The organism is Exiguobacterium artemiae 255-15 (genome assembly GCF_000019905.1).
GTDB classification, from domain to species: domain Bacteria; phylum Bacillota; class Bacilli; order Exiguobacteriales; family Exiguobacteriaceae; genus Exiguobacterium_A; species Exiguobacterium_A artemiae.
Map to the genome: position 1 here is coordinate 839,186 of NC_010556.1, position 16,087 is coordinate 855,272.

Genomic DNA, 16,087 nt, shown 5'->3' on the forward strand with positions numbered 1-16,087 from the left:
GATTCAGCCACTTTTTGTTTTAAAACAATTCTGAATTTGATTTTCAGGTTAAGAAGTCAGACAACCCTTCCGATAATCCATTGTAGAACAAGGGAAGGAAGTGGAAAAGTGTCAAAACGATTCAGTTTGTCCATGCTGGCCTTAACCATCGGTCTGGCGGGTTGCGGCAGTATCATCGATCATCCTGAACAAGCAGTGAAGGAGCGCCGGAAAATGGCAGTCGTCTTATCCGATGTCGGATTAGGGGATCAGTCGTTCAGCGATGCTGCCATGAGCGGTATGTCTTTACTACGTGAAAAAGAAGACTGGTTCATTGATTATAGAGAATTAAGTGAAACAAAGTCATATGAAACGGCATTTGCCACGTTAGCGAAACAACATCCGACCGTTGTCGTCGGTCTTGGGTTTATGGGACAGGCGGACTTGGAAAAAGTCGCTAAACAGTATCCAAAACAGCAGTTTGCATTAATTGATGCCGTGTCGGAACTACCGAATGTATTATCCGTCACATTTAAAGAAGATGAAGGCAGTTATCTGGCGGGGGCAGCGGCAGCAATCCAATCCGACAGTGATACGATTGGTTTTATCGGCGGCATGAAATCACCGCTCATTGAGAAGTTTGAAAAAGGCTACCGTGCCGGTGCAACAGCCATTAATCCGGACATCCGTGTCCTTGTCGATTATGCAGAAGACTTTGCGGCGCCGGATAAAGGACGTGAGCTCGCTAATGCCCAAATGAAAAAAGAGGCGGATGTCTTATACGCGGCAGCAGGACTGACCGGCAGTGGCGTTCTTGAGGCAGCAGAAGAAAAAGGAAACAAGGCGATTGGTGTCGACAGCGATCAAACGGCGATTGCACCGGACGCAGTCATGACATCGATGTTAAAACAGGTCGATCTTGCGATTACGAAAATTGGCGACAGCGTCAAAGCACCGGGTCTTCAAGCCGGTCAAATCGTATTAGGCGTGAAAGACGGAGCGATTCAACTCGCGCCGATTCGTAATACCAACTTTACAGAAAAAGATTTACAACGACTCGAACAATTGAAACAAGACATACTGGAAGGCAAGGTGAAGGTCCAATGACGTTACGACAACGATTTTTGGTTTCGACACTCGTGACGATTGTCAGTGTTGTCGCCTTAATGGGCTGGACGTTATTTGAACTGCGTCAAATCCAGTCCTACAACGAGGATTACGGAAAGCAACTGGTCGAGATTTCAGAACTGGAGACTAAGTTACTGTATGAGCAGGCAGCCTGGAACCGGTTAGCGAGTCAGCCTTCAGAAAATCAAAAAGAACAAGCACTTGCCTTAAGTAAAAAAAATGAAAAAGCTCTTGATTCCTTACAAAAAACGTATTTGATTGATCGGTTTAAACCGGATTTGAATCGTGCCAAAATGAAATATACGACTTTGGCGGAGAAACGGACAACTTTATTAAATGAGCTTGATCCAATTGCAATCCGCTCCCACGCAGCCCAGGTGGAAGGAGTATTAAGCGATTTATATACGTTACATACGAAAAATGGTGAATTTTACGATGTATTGCAACAGGAAGCAAAAGATAAGACATTGAATCTGACGCGCTCGGTTTTAATCGCGACATTCATTCTTCTGATTGCATTAGCACTCTATAACTGGTACTTTGCGCGGAGCATCACCCGTCCGATCAGCCGGGTCGTTCAGACGGCGGAACAGATTTCGCAAGGGGATGTCTCACAACAACTACAAATCTCGGGACGGACGGATGAAATCGGTCGTCTCGAGTCAGCGATTGCCCAGATGCAAGGAACATTGCATGGTGTCATCGGAACGATCAGTCAGACATCGACGACCATCAATCAGATGAGCGAACAGGCGACAGCTGAAAATGCCAATATCGTCGAAGTATCAGGCAACATGACACATGCCATCAATGAAATGGCCAGTGGGACACAAACTGTCTCGGATGATTTGCAAACGACAGTCAGTACCATTACGGATATGAGCACATTGTTTGAACAAAGCGAACAACGGGCGCAACAAGCATTGAGTCAAGGTCAACTGGCGGATACGACGATGGGGAAAAGTGCAACCATCATGCAGGAACAAGCGGAATCACTGGCGGCAGCGACACTTCAAAATCAGGAACTCGGTCGCAAGCTAGCCGGATTCTTACAACAAACCCAGCAAATCGAACAGATGGCGCAACTTGTCTCAAGTGTCTCGGCGCAAACGAATTTACTGTCATTAAACGCGGCCATCGAAGCGGCTCGGGCAGGAGAAGCAGGACGTGGTTTTGCCGTCGTGGCGAGTGAAGTGAAGAAGTTAGCGGACGAAACCCATCAAGCGACGCGTTCCATCTTTTCACTCGTTCGTTCGATTCGGGCAGACGGAGCGATTTTGCAGGAAGCATTGCTTCAATCTGAAAAGGAGCAAGCACATCAGGTTCAAAACTTTGCTGAGGTGACATCGTCATTCGAGGAAACCCGTGGTCACGTGACGGATGTAACGGAAGCCGTCCAGTTCATGACGACACAGTTACTTCAGTCAAAAGACCAGGCGAATCAGGTCGTAAATCAAGTCAGCTCAGTCAGTGGCGTGATGGAAGAATTAGCCGCCGGGAACGAAGAAGTGGCGGCGTCGATGCGCGATCAGCAAGCATCATTCGAACAAATTCATCAACTGATGCTGGAACTGGAACAAACAACGACTTCACTGGATCAACAAACCAGCCAGTTTAAACTGTAATATGAACAAACAGCAAAACCCCCTCAGCGAGTCAGTCCGTTGAGGGGGTTTTCGTCAAGTATGCTTAGAAGAAGTCACTTGGATTCAATTCGTTTGTCCGGCCGTTGGCATTATACTGATACCCACCGTCATGAATCTCAAAGTGAAGGTGGGGACCGGTTGAGTTTCCGGTACTGCCAAGGTTACCGATTTGTTGTCCCTGTTTCACCTGTTGACCTTGTTTGACGGTCAGAGAATTCATATGCGCATAAACGGTCGTATACGTTTTTCCACCGATGTTGTGCGAGAGATAGACGTGATTACCGTAAGGCCCGCCGGAGCTTGCCAGGATGACGGTTCCGCTTGCGGAAGCAACGACCGGGGAGTTCAGTGGTCCGGCAAAGTCAATCCCGTTATGGTACGCGTATCCGTTACTTCCACTGGCAGCGCCCATTCCTTGTGAAATGGAACCAGCAGCCGGTTTGATGAACTTGCCTGTCGCTTTTGAAAGGACTTTTGTGCTTGCTTTTGTAACAGAAGCAGGTTGCGCCGATTGCGCGGCTGCTTGTTTTTCGGCTAATCGTGCAGCTCGAGCGGCTGAACGGGCAGCAGCTTCCTGCGCCTTCAGTTGAGCGGCAGCATCTTTTAAGCTCAAGATGTTAGTTTCGATGGAACGTTTTTCTGATTTTAATCGATTCAGTAAGGCCGTTCGTTTAATCTTTTCTGCTTTTAATTCACGCTGTTTCTTTTTTAGAAGAGTACGATCCTCAACCAAATCAATACGTGTTTGTTTCAATTCTTTTTGAGCCAGTGCCAATTGATGTTTGTTTTGTTCGTAATCTTTTAATAAAGAAGCATCGCTTTCGGCAATCGTATTAAAAGCATTAAAACGGCTGATCATATCTCCGACATCTTTAGCGCCAAAAACAGCCTCGAGAAATGGATCGTCATCTGCTTTTGCTTGTCGGACAGCTAAACGATCTCCGAGCATTTTTTCCTGCTTGCTGATTTTTTCGCGTAAGGCATCGATTTTTTGTTCCAATCGTTTAATCTGCTGACGGTTTTGATCAATTTTTTGTTGGTTTTCGACGACCTGCAACGTCAGTCCATTAATCTGTTGATCGAGCGCATAGACTTTTTGCTGTGCTTTGGACAGTTGGGTGGTCTTTTTCGAGAGGGCTTGCTTTTGCTTGGACTGCTGTTGTTGATTTTGCTGCTGTTTTTCCTTATAAGAACTTGCTGCACCGACGGGGTGGACAAGTGGGCTGAAAAGTAAGGTCATCGTCATCAGTGAGAGACCGAGTGTTTGTTTTAAAGATGATTTCATAGTTGAATCAATCATTCCTTCCTTCCTGAATTCAGATACATATTCTGAAATGTTACTTGTTCTACTCTAACAAGAAATGACGGGAATCACCGTTACAGTTTCGTTAAAAATATTATATGGAAATTATCAGGTGATCGAGATTCTTTATGTAAATTATTTTTTAGACACTTTCAAAAAAGTGAGAGAACCGTTGATAATCCGCGAAAGAAGACACAATAAAAAAAGTGAATCCAAGGATTCACTTCTAAAAAAGAGCTGATATGTTTTTGTAATATGAAGAAGAGGAATAAAAGTAAGGGTTTAATGAATCAAGAAACAGGATATACAAATTAGTTTTAATTTATTCTTCGTAGATCATTTTTCGTGTCATTCCGCCGTCAAGAACCAACGTTTCTCCCGTTAAGAAGTCGTTATCGGTATTCGTTAAAAACAAAGCAGCCCGGGCAACATCTTCCGGTTTTCCGACTCGTCCAGCCGGATGCTGGCTGTGGTCTTCCGGTGAAAGTTCATGGTAATTTCCGGTTTCAATCCAACCGGGTGCAATCGCATTAACTAAAATCCGATCGGGTCCTAAAGAAACGGCTAAAGCATGCGTCAACGCGACAATGCCGCCTTTGGTAGCCGCGTAAGATTCCGTATCCGGCTCGGACATGAACGCGCGGGTGGAGGCCAGATTGACAATCCGTCCGCCTGCTGGGTTTTTCTTCAAATAAGGCGCCGCGGCTTTTGTCGTTAAAAAGATGCTCCGCAGATTGGTATGTTGGACACGGTCCCATTCCTCAAGCTCTAATTCAAGTAACGACTTGCGCACCATGATGCCGGCATTGTTAATCACGATATCGATCCGGCCGGTATGCTCAATGGCTTTATCAATCAGCAGGTTGACATCTTTTTCATCCTGGACATCTAGATGATAAAAGTAAGCGGTCCCGCCGTCAGCTTCGATTTCTGCCGCAAGATCGTCACCGGTCATTTGATCAATGTCGGCAAGAATGACGGTGGCGCCTTCTTTGGTATAAGTCTTGGCAAGCGTTGCTCCAATGCCATTGGCGGCACCTGTGATGATGACAGTATGATTGATATGGTTCATTGTAAATTCCTCCTGGGGAATGTGTAGTTGGGTAGACTGCTATAATCAGATAGCCGAAAATGAATCGATTAAAACATATTGTATCCTTGAAGAAAGGATTATCCAGATAGGCATTAGGGAACATAAAAGGTAGCTAACGCTACTATTATGTTGAATGGGGGATTTTTGATGGATTTATCAAATCAAAAGCTCGAAACAGAACAAGAAAAATATGCAGATGAAGCTAAAGCGTATATCAATCAACCTAAAAAAACAAATTCAATGTTACGACGTGCAAGTGAAAAAATAAATAAGAATTCGACGCTATCGATCGTTTTTTCTCCCGTCCGTTTATTTATCGATATGGTTCGTGCCTATCAATCCGGTGAATACCGAAATATTCGCAGGACGACGATTTTGAAAGTAATCGGGGCCTTGATTTATCTCGTTTCACCGATCGATTTAGTGCCGGACTTTGTGTTAGGTTTCGGATTTGCGGATGATATCGCCATCATCCTGTTCGTGACGAAAACGATTTTCGAAGAGTTGACACGATTCAGTGATTGGCAGGATGAGCAACAAAAAGCAAGTACGCAGCCGCTTCAAAGTGAAGATGCTTACTAATTTCATGAGACAACCGGACTGAGACAGTTGGTCCTCATATAAAACAGAAGGTGGATTTTGAATCCGCCTTCTGTTTTCGTTTGGATGAAAGTCCTCGTTTCATGTACTTGCGGTCAATCGAAACTAGCTCTTGTTTTGCAGGAAACAAAAACGTCATTTCTGTACGCGTCCTTGAAAGTTCGTTACACTAGAAGCAGAGAAACTTTTTTGGGAAGGAGGTATGGAATGGCTTGGCATTCATGGATTGAATCATACGGTTATTTTGGAATCATGTTGAGTTTGATGTTTCCCTTTTTACCGAGTGAAGTGCCGCTTGCGTATGCAGGCTATCTGGTCCACACAACGGAGTTTAACCTGATTGTCATGTTGATCGTGGCCGTCATGAGTTTTGTGATCAGTCAAAATATTTTCTTTACAATCGGGCGTCTCGGAAGTGACCGTTTACTAAAACGAATTTTTAGATGGTTTCGTATTTCTGAAACGAAGATGGTGCGATTCCAACGTCAAATGGATACGCGCGGTCGTTTCATCTTATTGCTGTCACCGATGTGGCGGATGGGATTTGCGATAGGGGCAGGGTTGACCGGTGTCTCGCGTCTCACTTTTACGATTGCGACGACGATTTCTTTTTTTATGTGGTCCACTTTTTTTATCTGGGGCGGAAAGAAACTTGGACATGGCATGATGGGGCGGCATCCTGAATTCCACCATTACCTTCCCTGGATAATCGGTCTCATCGTATTTGGTGCAGGTTATCTGTATTTCCGAAAAAAAACGCTCATGAAAAAACAAAGTATATCTAAAAAATAGAGGAGTGTTCACATGGCAGTGATTTTATTTGATATTGACGGTACATTGATCGACTCGACCGATCAGATGACAGAGGCAATTCATCTTGCGATGGAAGATATGCCGCATCTGGTCAAACCATCCAAAGCAAGTGTCCAGTCGAGTTATGGTTTGGCGGGTAATGCTTTTTGGAGAAAAGCAATCCCGGATGCTTCTGAAAACGACATTAAAGAGATTCGTAGAAAACGTCATCATCACTTGGAGCAAACGATGCAGAATCAAGATGTTCTGTTTGATGGCATTCGAGAATTATTGGAACAATTGACGAATCAGGGACATATCGTATCAACAGCAAGCAATTGCGGGGTACATTATTTAAATCTTGTTCTCGACAGCCAAAACATTCGATCTTATTTTACAAGTCCAAAATGTTTGGAGTCGGTGAACGGGAAACAAAAAGCAGACATTTTAGCCGCACATCGTGAAGAGTTTAGCGAGGTCGACTATCTGATGGTCGGCGACCGTTCGTCGGACGTTGAGGCGGCCAGACTACAAAATATGCCGGTAGCGATTTGTTGCTTCGGTTTTGGAACAGAACAAGAATGGAAGACGGCTGACCATCAGCTGGAGACACCGCTTGATTTGTTGAAGTTTGTATAACGGAATGAGCAAAAAAACAAGTAGCGCTGATGAGTCAGCGTCTGCTTGTTTTTTTTTTGTTAATCAAAATCAAGTCGGTACTGCTCGTGATTCGTCCAAGGACGAAAACGGCGGAAGAGCTGATGGAACAGAAGACACAGGATCACCGGCAAAACAATAAACAGTCCGAAGACAAGCGAAATATTGATCCACGTCCATCCTCCTGCCATCAAGTGAAGCGCATTGATTGGACCAATCAGACCCGACATACCGAATCCGGCACTGAAGGGGGTCCCTTGAATACCGAGTACACCTGCGAGTCCGCCAAGTACGGCGGCACTGCACATGACGGGCAGAATCATGATCGGATTGCGAATGAAATTCGCCATTTGAATTTTAGGAGATCCTAAAAAATGAGCGATGGACGTGCCGCGGGAATTGGCCTGCCACCCGGCAATCGCGAGTCCGAAACCTGCCGCACAAACACCAAGGTTAGCGGCTCCTGCTGCAACACCGGATAAACTGATGGCTGTTGCAATCCCGACCGTCGAAAGCGGTGATACGATGAGGACCGAAAAAGTAACGGCTAAGGCAATGCCCATCAACACCGGTTGAAGAACGGTAAAGTGTGTAATCACTTGACCGATCGTGGCCGTGATCTTCGTGACAAACGGATAGGTCAGGACACCGATTCCGCCGGCTCCGACGATGATTAAGGTTGGAATGACGAGAACCGTATACGTCTTAAAACGACTTCCGAGCCAGATGACGAGGGCAGTTGCGACTGCGGCTGTCAATCCGGCATTGATGACATCACCGGTTCCGATGAATAAGTAACCGGCGGTCTCGGTTCGGTTTGCGACACCGGATCCGACGACAGTCGCAAGACCAATCGAGGTCGCTTCAATCGGGGTTGCCTTGAACTGCATGGCAACGGCGACACCGATGACCATCGGCAAGAGCCGCATCGCAAGAGCAGTCGAGTCGATGATATGTTGCGCAGGAGAAAAATAGGGAAGCAAGGCTTTGGCAAGTTCACCAAGCAACGCTCCCGGGATAAGAGCAACTAAGATGCCGATACTGAGTCCGTTTAAGACATGGACACCGAATTGGCGGTCAAAACGTTTTAAGGTCGTATTCAACTAAATTCACTCCTTATGTATCGCTTTTATGCATAACAGTATAAAAGTGATGAATTGTGTTTAATCATACGAAAGAGCGTTCAAAACGTCAAGCAGAAAATGGAATTTTCTGAAAAAATAAAAGCAAACTATTCGCACTGAAACAAAAGGACTGCTAGAGTGGAGAGGTAAAAAATCGGGGAGGGAACAGTTATGTCAGAACAACAAATCGTATTAGCCAGCAGACCAGAGGGACGTCCAACACGGGACACGTTCCGTTATGAGACGATCGAATTGGACGCCTTAAAAGCGGATCAAGTTTTAGTAGAGACGCTCTATATCTCAGTCGATCCTTATATGCGCGGGCGAATGAATGATGCACGTTCTTACTCGCAACCATTCGACCTGGATGCACCCATCCAAGGTGGTGTCGTCGCGCGGGTCGTTGAATCAACAAGTGATCTGTTAACAGTGGGTGACACCGTTGTCGGAATGCTCGACTGGGCGACGAAATCCGTGGTCGATGCAAAACAAGTCCGTAAAATCGATGCAACATTGGCGCCTGTCTCAACGGCACTGGGTGTGCTCGGAATGACAGGTATGACCGCTTACTTCGGTCTGCTCGACATCGGGAACCCGCAATCTGGCGAAACGGTCGTCGTCTCGGCAGCAGCAGGAGCCGTTGGATCAATTGTTGGTCAAATCGCTAAAATTAAAGGCGCACGAGTCGTCGGGATTGCTGGAAGTGCTGAAAAGATTCAGTATCTAAAAGAGGAACTTGGATTTGATGAAGTCATCAATTACAAAACGGAGCAGATCGGCGAAGCCTTAGATCGGACTTGTCCGGACGGGATCGATGTCTACTTTGAAAATGTAGGCGGTGCAATCGGGGATGCCGTTCTTGATCGATTGAATCCTTTTGCCCGTATTCCAGTCTGTGGGGCGATTTCCGGCTATAACGAACAGGCGGATTTAGGTCCACGGGTCCAATCGAAATTGATCATTGCGCGCGCACGGATGCAAGGTTTCTTGGTCGGAGACTATGGCAAACGGTTTAAAGAAGCAGCGGAACAACTTGGTAAATGGGTCAGCAATGGTGAGTTGAAGTACGAAGAAACGATATTTGAAGGGTTTGAACAAGTCCCGGACGCCTTTCTTGGTCTGTTTGACGGGTCGAACACGGGAAAACTGTTGGTCAAATTATAAGAGTACGTCAAAAAGGTGTTGCTTTCCTGAGCGGAGAGCAACACCTTTTTTGTGCTTGAATTTATTGATCAGCAGGATCTTTTTTTAATTCTTCGACATCAGGATCCGGATGCTGTGTTTCGGCCGGTTTGATTCCCGGATCAGATGTTTTGGCTGGTTCTGGATCCGGATGTAAGCCGACATCCGCTGTTTCGTTTGGTGTATCTTGTTTTTTATCCATCATGAGTGTTTATCCCCCTTGTATTCGATATTTTATATGTACCCGAATTATCGATTCTAAAAACGAAACGGACACTTTGATGAGATTGAGGTTTTGTAGCAAAACAAGATACGAACAAACTCGACTCCACGCAAACTCCTCTTCATTTGATGGTGAATGTAAGGAAAAAGGACAATTGCTTCATCAACTCTTTACAAAAACCTTGCATGACCTTTAAGTCCTCTTTGAACTGGTCTCGTAGACTGAAACAGAGATGAATGAAGGAAGGGTGTATACGTGTGAGTGAACAAAAGTGGAAAAAAAGTATCATTGAACAATTAAACTGGGTGCGGACTGAACAGAAGCGAATCCAATCCGCACCGGCAGCAAACCGTGCGTCCATCGAGGGTCTAAAACAACTCGAGGTCTTGCGGATGAAAACGACGGTTCGCCCTAAGTCATCCCCACTCGAAGCCAAAACGAAGCGTTACCATCAGGACAGCAACAGAGAGTTGCTGAAAGAGATTGCGTACGAAGACATCCCTGTGACGGGCGGTTCACGTTATTATGAACGCCGCCCGCTTGAGGTGGCGATCGTGTGCTCAGAGTTCATGCATGCCTACTATCAGGACGCGTTACATTTACATTATGTTAATCCGGCAACGTTTACGGACGTCTTTGAAAAGCCGATTGATCTCTTTCTTGTCGTCACGTCCTGGAAAGGTCTGCACGGTGATGATTGGAAAGGAGTCGCGACGCCGACTTCTAAAAAACGGCAGCGTTTGCTCGACATGATGGAACAGGTGAAAGCAAAAGGAATCCCGGTCGTCTTCCAGTCGACGGAAGACCCGAGCAATTTTGACCGGTTCAGTGATCTGGCGAAAGTTGCCGACTATATTTTAACATCAGACGAAGCGATGATTCCGGAATACCAAGTACTCTGTGGACACGACCGGATTGAAGCAACGTCGTTTGGTGTTAATCCGATCATCCACAATCCGGTCGGAGCGACGAGAAGCCGCAAAAAACACGTGCTGTTTGCCGGCAGCTGGATGGCGAAATATCCGGAGCGTGTCAAAGATACGGAGATGTTATTTGATGGTGTCTTACGCTCAGATCATACACTCGATATCGTTGACCGCAACTATCAGTTAAACCTACCGGACTATCATTTTCCGGAACGTTACGTCCCGCGTGTGGCTCCTGCGATTCCCTATGACGCATTGCAACAGGTCAGTAAATGTTATGACTGGGTGTTGAATCTAAACAGTATCAAGTACAGCAAGACGATGTGTGCGCGTCGGGTCTATGAATCACAAGCGCTCGGCAATCTGATTTTGTCGAACTACAGTATCGCCGTCAATAACGATTTCCCGAACGTCTTTACCATCCATGACCACCAAGAAGTACAGGCGATTCTAGAGCGGACGACACAAGAGGAGATTGATCGACTCCGGGCTGAAGGCATTCGTTCTGTCATGTCGTTGCATACGGTCTATGACCGGATTGATCAATTGACGCGGCTTCTGCAACTGGACATGCCGCCGGTCAAACGGACGCTTCTCGTCGTCTTACGCAATGCGACGCCGGAACTTGAACAACTGCTCGCACGTCAATCAATCACCGCTGATGTAATTTGTCACGAATCAGAGTTGACCGGAGCGCTTTATGTCTCAGCCGATCTCGTCACTGTGCTCGACGGGGCTGAATCATACGGAGAGTACTACTTGGAAGATTTGGTGAACGGGTTCAAATACAGTGATGTGTCAATCACCCGCAAAACGCGGACTGAAGAAGCTCATTTTGTAATCCGGGAAGCGGAAGGGTCGACAGTGAACGCCATGATTTGGCGTGAAGCGTTCCCGTATGAGCAGTTCTCCGAAGGAAAGATTGAGGGAGAGACGTTGTTCCTGGACGCGCTGGAGTGGAACGAAGGTGGTGGCACCGCAATGGTCAAGGCTCCTGTGCTGTCTGTCATCGTCCCGATCTTCAACAATGGCAGGCATTTGACGTATAAATGTTTTGCCAGCCTCAAACGGATGGATCGGTTTGAAGAGTCGGAAATTATCTTGGTCGACGATGGATCGACGGATCGATTCACCCGCCAAGCGATTGACCGCCTGGCACGACGTCACGGGAATGTCGTGACCTATCTGTTTCCGACGGGCGGCAGCGGCAGTGCGTCACGTCCGCGCAACAAAGGGGTGGAACTGGCGCGCTCGGAACGGATCGCTTTCCTTGATCCTGATAATGAAGTCTTGAGTGACCGGTATGCCGAACTGTTGGCTGAGTTGGATCAAGATCCGACACTCGACTTTGCTGTCGGCCACATGAAGAAACTGGCGGAAAAAACAAGCATCATTGCGTTGCCGAAGATTCGTAAACAAGGACGGACGGTGTGTGATCAACCGAAAGCCTACTTATTGGAAAATCGCTTTTCCGTTCAAAGTATTCAGGCGCTGGTCGTCAACCGACGTTTTCTGCAGGAACATCAGCTGGAGCAGGTGGTAGGTGCCGTCGGACAAGATTCCCTGTTTTTCCAAGAGATGATGTTGCACGCAAATCGTGTCTTGCTCGTAAATCGTGTCATCCATTATTACTATGCCGCGGTTGCCGGTTCAACCGTCAACTCCTTGACGGTTCGTTTCTTCGAACGAAGTGTTGTCCGGGAAAAGGCACGGGCAGAGAAATTTGCCCGTTACGGTGTGCTCGATGCGTATAAGACAACACGTTTTGAGCATTTCTTTGAACACTGGTATTTAGTGAAGCTTTGGTATTGCAGCGACAAGGATTTTGCCCCGAGTGTCGCATTACTGCGTATGATTGTTGCTTTTTATGAACCAATGAACCTGACGAACCCGCTGATCCGTCAATTCGTGGAGTTGGCGGACATGAAACGGACGGATGCGATTCAAACATTGTTACTGGAGGAGGTCAGATGATGCAGACAAAACAGATGATGCGACCGAAAGATGAAATTCGGGCCGCTTATTATGATCAACTCGGCGTCGCATTCGGGAAAAAGGTCCGGTCTCGGGTCCACTGGATCGTCCGGGAAACAAAAGGCAGTCAAATTCTCGATATCGGCTGTTCCGGTGGACTGGTTCCGATTTTGCTCGGGCGCGAAGGCAAGCAGGTAGTCGGTATCGATGTCTCGCCGGAAGCAATCGTGGAAGCGACGGCGGCACTAAGAGAAGAAGCACACTCCGTTCAAGAATTGATTCAATTGGAAGAAGCCAATCTGATGACCTTCCAAACGTCCCAACGATTCGACACGGTATTGATGACGGAAGTCTTAGAACATATCGGGGAACCGGAGCGGTTTGTCGAAAAAGCCTGTGCGTTCTTAAAACCCGGTGGTCGGCTCGTCGTGACCGTTCCATTCGGTGTGAACGATTATGCCGATCATAAACGGACGTATTATTTACAGCATCTGCTGGAACAATTGACACCATACGGGACGATTGAGCAGTTGGAACGCATCGATAAATGGCTCGGTGTGACGTTGACGCTTCATCCGGAGAAACAACCGTCACGCCCGGTAACGGAACAAGAAGTCAGTTGGCTCGAAACAGCTTTTGAAGCGGTTGAACGGTTGCATCTTACTGAAATCGTCCGCTTGAAGCAACTGAATAAAAAGTGGGAATTGAAGCAGCAAAAACAGCAGGACATCGAACAGGAACAAGCGGAGTTGGTGTCAGAGCGGGATCAGCTCACGCGGCAACTCGCAGAGAAGGAAGACGAAATTGAGTTGCTGACGCAACAGTATCAAATGGTGCTCGCGCGATACGAAGGGGCGCTTGTGTCGAATCTGGATGTCTTGGAGGCGAATGCAGAATGGAAATCAAAGTACCGGTCACTCGCAAATTCAAAGCTCGGAAAAATCGTCATCCGTTACTGGAAGTTCAGACGAAAGGTAAAGAAACGACGGGCCCGGAGACGATGAACGTTCTGATGATTTGCCAAAATTTTTATCCGGAGATCGGGAGTGCTGCGAACCGGATGAAAAATATCTTCAAACGGATGGAGCAACAGGGGAGTGAGGTCCACGTCTTGACGTCGGAACCACTCTATCCGACAGCTGAACTGTATACGGATGCCATGTTTTGGGACGAGCCGAGTCTGGATGCTGCGAAGATCACCCGAATTCAACCACGTGATCTTCGGGCGACGACGAATTTATGGCGCAGACTCCGTTTGTTCATTGAACAATTTGTCCTGGCAGTCCAGGAAGTACGGCACGATACTAAACAATACGCTTACATCTATGCGACGACGCCGTCGATCTTCATGGGTCTTGTCGGAGTCGTTGCCAAACACCTGAAAAAAGCACCGCTGATTCTGGACGTTCGCGACTTATGGCCGGAATCACTGGTCGGAGTCGGGATTACGAAATCACGGTTGTTGCTTGCGCCACTCTATTGGCTGGAAAAATGGATGTACCGCCAAGCCGATCAAATCGTCATCAACAGTGAAGGGTTTCGTTCGTATATCGAAAAGAAAGGGATTGCACCAGAAAAGATTCACTACATCCCGAATTCGATTGAGGAAAATGAATGGTTGATTAAACGGCGGAAAGTATCGGAGCAGGTCCGTGTCGTCTACACCGGCAACATCGGTCTGGCGCAGGATGTTTTTTTACTACTTGATGTCGCGGAACAACTAAAAGAGGATAAACACATTGAATTCCATGTCGTCGGATACGGGTATCACAAGGAAAAATTCGAAGCCCATGTTCTCGAGCGGGGACTGACGAACATTCACTTCATGAACGCGATGCCACGATGGGATGCGCTGAAACAATTGGCGAAGAGTGACATCGCCTTTGCAACGTTGGTCGAGAGTACAGCGTTCGACACGGTGACACCCGGAAAAATCATCGACTACATGGCGATGGGGTGTGCGATTGTCGGAGCCGTTTCGGGGCATGCCGCCAAAGTCATCGAAGATGCGGGAGCGGGTTTTGTCTCCCGCGAGCGGAGTCGTGAAAAGATCGTCAAGCATATCCGGTACTTGGCTGAACATCCCGAAGCACGCAGCGCCATGGGGCAGTCCGGTGTGAAGTATGTCCAGGCGCACTTTGACTGGGAACAAAATCAAGAGCGGTTGTTTGAGGCGATTCGTCAAACCGATCTTCGAGTATTAGGGGTGAGTAAATGAAGCGGATTGGAATGTTTGTTTGGAATACGTTTACGAACGATGCACGTGTTTTACGGGAATGTACGGCGCTTTCGGAAGCCGGGTATCACGTTGATCTGTATTGCCTGAATGATGGGAGCTTGCCGAAACTCGAACGACACCAGGCAGGTTTTCAGATTCTTCGAATCGATCGGACACCTCCACTTGAATCCGTGCTGCGCCGGATCCGGAAGCGTAATCCTCTTACGCTGATGGCCGGCGCAGGCGTGTTCTTGCTGTTTCCATGGCTGATTCCGGTCTTGGTGCTACTGTTTCTCTTACAGAAAAGCCGGTTTGTCCGCTATGCACTGTACAACAGCTTTGGAATCATCCGCATGACGCGGGCGGCTCGCAAACACACGTACGATATCATGCATGCGAACGATTTAAACACGTTGCCTCAAGCGATTTTTTCCGCAAGAGGGGCGAAGATCGTTTACGATTCGCATGAAGTGCAGACCGACCGGACAGGTTACGGAAAAGGACAGGGGTTGTTTGAGCGTTACTTGTTACGGTTTGTTGATCGAACGATGGTTGAAAATGACACACGGGCAGACTACCACGCATCACTTTATGGCGAATGGCCGGCTGTCCTGCATAATTATCCGTTTTATCACGAAGAAGTACCACAACCGCGATCCGTACATCAAGAAATCGGCATCAAGGAGGACGAACCCATTTTGCTGTACCAAGGCGGTATTCAGGAAGGGCGGGGACTTGAGCGACTGATTGAAGCGATGCCGTTTGTCCGGCGTGGGACTTTGCTGTTTGTTGGAGACGGAAAAATCAAACCGCGGCTCCAGGAGTTGGCGGCACAGTCCCCGGAACGGGAGCGGATCCATTTTATTGATAAAGTACCGCTTGATCAACTGCCGAGTTATACGGCGGCTGCGACGGTCGGTTTTCAAGTTCTGCAAAACATCTGCTTTAATCACTATTCGGCTTCTTCGAATAAGCTGTTTGAATACATGGCGGCACTCGTGCCGGTCGTTGCGTCGGATTTACCGGAAATTCGGCGTGTCGTCGAAACGGAAGGCGTCGGCTTACTCGTTGACGTTGAATCCCCGGAAGCGATCGCTGTCGCCGTGAACCAAATCGTTGAGGAAGACGGCTTGCGTCAGGCGATGAAAGAACGGACAAAGCAGGCACGCCGGAAATACAACTGGGATAAAGAAAAACATCATTTATTGGACGTTTACCGTGAAATAACGAAGTAATTAAACA

General features: G+C 47.4%; 14 protein-coding genes. 10 read left to right on the forward strand and 4 right to left on the reverse strand.

What is annotated here, in order from left to right:
- The first annotated feature begins 132 nt into the window (after positions 1–132).
- Both EXIG_RS04280 and EXIG_RS04285 read left to right on the forward strand, forming a co-directional pair.
- On the forward strand, positions 133–1,086 hold the full coding sequence (locus EXIG_RS04280; protein ID WP_234944573.1) for a BMP family lipoprotein: 954 nt from the start codon (positions 133–135) through the stop codon (positions 1,084–1,086).
- Positions 1,083–2,732 carry a methyl-accepting chemotaxis protein gene (locus EXIG_RS04285; RefSeq protein ID WP_012369696.1) on the forward strand — a complete coding sequence of 550 codons (1,650 nt, stop codon included), beginning with the start codon at positions 1,083–1,085 and terminating at the stop codon, positions 2,730–2,732. Before EXIG_RS04280 ends, EXIG_RS04285 begins: the two co-directional genes overlap by 4 nt.
- 64 nt (positions 2,733–2,796) lie before the next feature.
- Here the strand turns inward: EXIG_RS04285 and EXIG_RS16215 are convergent, their stop codons facing one another.
- Positions 2,797–4,053 (reverse strand): murein hydrolase activator EnvC family protein, encoded by a 1,257-nt coding sequence (locus EXIG_RS16215; RefSeq protein ID WP_012369697.1) that lies wholly within the window; start codon positions 4,051–4,053, stop codon positions 2,797–2,799.
- 325 nt (positions 4,054–4,378) lie between these two features.
- Positions 4,379–5,128 (reverse strand): SDR family NAD(P)-dependent oxidoreductase, encoded by a 750-nt coding sequence (locus tag EXIG_RS04295; protein WP_012369698.1) that lies wholly within the window; start codon positions 5,126–5,128, stop codon positions 4,379–4,381.
- 168 nt (positions 5,129–5,296) lie between these two features.
- Between EXIG_RS04295 and EXIG_RS04300 the strand changes: the two genes are divergently transcribed.
- From EXIG_RS04300 to EXIG_RS04310, 3 genes are all read left to right on the forward strand, one after another.
- A complete protein-coding gene (locus EXIG_RS04300; protein WP_012369699.1) occupies positions 5,297–5,731 on the forward strand; it encodes a YkvA family protein in 435 nt (144 codons plus the stop codon).
- Positions 5,732–5,956: 225 nt separating this feature from the next.
- Positions 5,957–6,541, forward strand: a complete 585-nt coding sequence (locus EXIG_RS04305; protein WP_012369700.1) for a DedA family protein — start codon at positions 5,957–5,959, stop codon at positions 6,539–6,541.
- Positions 6,542–6,553: 12 nt separating this feature from the next.
- Entirely contained in the window at positions 6,554–7,180 is a 627-nt protein-coding gene (locus tag EXIG_RS04310; RefSeq protein WP_012369701.1) for an HAD family hydrolase, read from the forward strand.
- Positions 7,181–7,239: 59 nt separating this feature from the next.
- Here the strand turns inward: EXIG_RS04310 and EXIG_RS04315 are convergent, their stop codons facing one another.
- Complete coding sequence (locus EXIG_RS04315; protein WP_012369702.1) at positions 7,240–8,301, reverse strand: PTS sugar transporter subunit IIC; 1,062 nt, start codon at positions 8,299–8,301, stop codon at positions 7,240–7,242.
- 192 nt (positions 8,302–8,493) lie between these two features.
- Here EXIG_RS04315 and EXIG_RS04320 point away from each other — a divergent pair, with 192 nt between their 5' ends.
- Positions 8,494–9,486 carry an NADP-dependent oxidoreductase gene (locus tag EXIG_RS04320; RefSeq protein ID WP_012369703.1) on the forward strand — a complete coding sequence of 331 codons (993 nt, stop codon included), beginning with the start codon at positions 8,494–8,496 and terminating at the stop codon, positions 9,484–9,486.
- A gap of 61 nt (positions 9,487–9,547) precedes the next feature.
- On the opposite strand, the gene EXIG_RS15880 is transcribed toward EXIG_RS04320, so the two are convergent.
- Positions 9,548–9,709: a hypothetical protein gene (locus EXIG_RS15880; RefSeq protein ID WP_012369704.1), complete on the reverse strand. Its 162-nt coding sequence runs from the start codon at positions 9,707–9,709 to the stop codon at positions 9,548–9,550.
- A gap of 275 nt (positions 9,710–9,984) precedes the next feature.
- Between EXIG_RS15880 and EXIG_RS04325 the strand changes: the two genes are divergently transcribed.
- From EXIG_RS04325 to EXIG_RS04340, 4 genes are read left to right on the forward strand one after another with little or no spacing between them, the layout of a single operon-like run.
- On the forward strand, positions 9,985–12,627 hold the full coding sequence (locus EXIG_RS04325) for a glycosyltransferase (protein ID WP_012369705.1): 2,643 nt from the start codon (positions 9,985–9,987) through the stop codon (positions 12,625–12,627).
- Positions 12,627–13,631 (forward strand): methyltransferase domain-containing protein, encoded by a 1,005-nt coding sequence (locus EXIG_RS04330; RefSeq protein WP_012369706.1) that lies wholly within the window; start codon positions 12,627–12,629, stop codon positions 13,629–13,631. The genes EXIG_RS04325 and EXIG_RS04330 overlap by 1 nt, the downstream gene beginning before the upstream one ends.
- Entirely contained in the window at positions 13,523–14,845 is a 1,323-nt protein-coding gene (locus EXIG_RS04335; RefSeq protein ID WP_234944574.1) for a glycosyltransferase family 4 protein, read from the forward strand. Before EXIG_RS04330 ends, EXIG_RS04335 begins: the two co-directional genes overlap by 109 nt.
- Before the next feature lie 11 nt (positions 14,846–14,856).
- Positions 14,857–16,080, forward strand: a complete 1,224-nt coding sequence (locus tag EXIG_RS04340; protein WP_234944575.1) for a glycosyltransferase — start codon at positions 14,857–14,859, stop codon at positions 16,078–16,080.
- The last annotated feature ends 7 nt before the right edge of the window (positions 16,081–16,087 follow it).